This window comes from Stenotrophomonas koreensis (assembly GCF_001431525.1).
In the GTDB taxonomy this organism is placed as follows: Bacteria; Pseudomonadota; Gammaproteobacteria; order Xanthomonadales; family Xanthomonadaceae; genus Stenotrophomonas; species Stenotrophomonas koreensis.
In genome coordinates, this window is sequence record NZ_LDJH01000056.1 from 1 (window position 1) to 492 (window position 492).

Here is a 492-nt window from a genome sequence, read left to right on the forward strand (position 1 = left end):
GTGGAACGGCGTGCGCAACTACCAGGCGCGCAATTTCATGCGCGACGGCATGAAGGTCGGCGACGGCATCCTGTTCTACCACTCCAACACCAAGGTGCCGGGCATCGTCGGCACCGCCACCGTGGCCAGCGAAGCCTATCCGGACGACACCCAGTTCGACCCGAAGACGCCCTACTTCGACCCCAAGGCCACCCGCGAGCAGCCGCGCTGGTATCTGGTGGACGTGGCGTTCGAGCGCAAGCTGGCGCAGGTGATCCCGCTGGAGGAGATCAAGCAGCACACCGACAAGCTGGGCGAAGGCTTCGCGCTGACCGCGCGCGGCAGCCGGCTGTCGGTGTTCCCGGTGACCGCCGCGCAGTGGAAGCTGCTGCTGTCGCTGGAAAAGCAGCCGGCCTGATACCCCGTAGGAGCGCACCTTGGTGCGCGATGGGGCCTTCCCGGTAAAAGCCCCATCGTGCACCAAGGTGCGCATCTACCCCATCCTCCCAACCA

1 protein-coding gene is annotated in these 492 nt (G+C 66.1%); it reads left to right on the forward strand.

Translation table 11 applies throughout. The features are described 5' to 3' along the window. Positions 1–397: EVE domain-containing protein (locus tag ABB25_RS14085; RefSeq protein WP_057667897.1), on the forward strand; the 397-nt coding region annotated here is incomplete at its 5' end. Positions 398–492: the final 95 nt, after the last annotated feature.